Origin of the sequence: Paenibacillus sp. MCAF9 (assembly GCF_052114265.1) — a bacterium.
In the GTDB taxonomy this organism is placed as follows: Bacteria; Bacillota; Bacilli; order Paenibacillales; family Paenibacillaceae; genus Pristimantibacillus.
Map to the genome: position 1 here is coordinate 1 of NZ_JBFREL010000088.1, position 552 is coordinate 552.

General features: G+C 53.1%; 1 rRNA gene. It reads right to left on the minus strand.

Annotated features, from left to right (window positions below):
- A 23S ribosomal RNA gene (locus AB4Z45_RS33035) occupies positions 1 to 535 on the minus strand; the annotation flags it as partial.
- Between the last annotated feature and the right edge of the window lie 17 nt (positions 536 to 552).

Genomic DNA, 552 nt, shown 5'->3' on the forward strand with positions numbered 1-552 from the left:
GCGGTGCTTTTCACCTTTCCCTCACGGTACTGCTTCACTATCGGTCACCAGGGAGTATTTAGCCTTGGCAGATGGTCCTGCCGGATTCCGACGGGGTTTCTCGTGTCCCGCCGTACTCAGGATCCGTCTCGGAGRGTGCTTGCTTTCGGYTACAGGGCTTTTACCTGCTCTGGCGGGCCTTTCCAGACCTCTTCGCCTACCAAACACTTTTGTAACTCCRTGTGAGACGTCCTACAACCCCTACGCACAAGTGCRTAAGTTTGGGCTAATCCGCGTTCGCTCGCCGCTACTGACGGAATCACTATTGTTTTCTCTTCCTCAGGGTACTTAGATGTTTCAGTTCCCCTGGTATGCCTCTTACTAACCTATGTATTCAGTTAGTAGTAACTRTCCATTACGAYAGCTGGGTTTCCCCATTCGGAAATCCTCGGATCAATGCCTGCTTACGGCTCCCCGGGGCGGTATCGTTGTTCGCCACGTCCTTCTTCGGCTCCTGGTGCCTAGGCATCCTCCGTGCGCTCTTACTAGCTTAACCAAATGCTCGTGGTGATT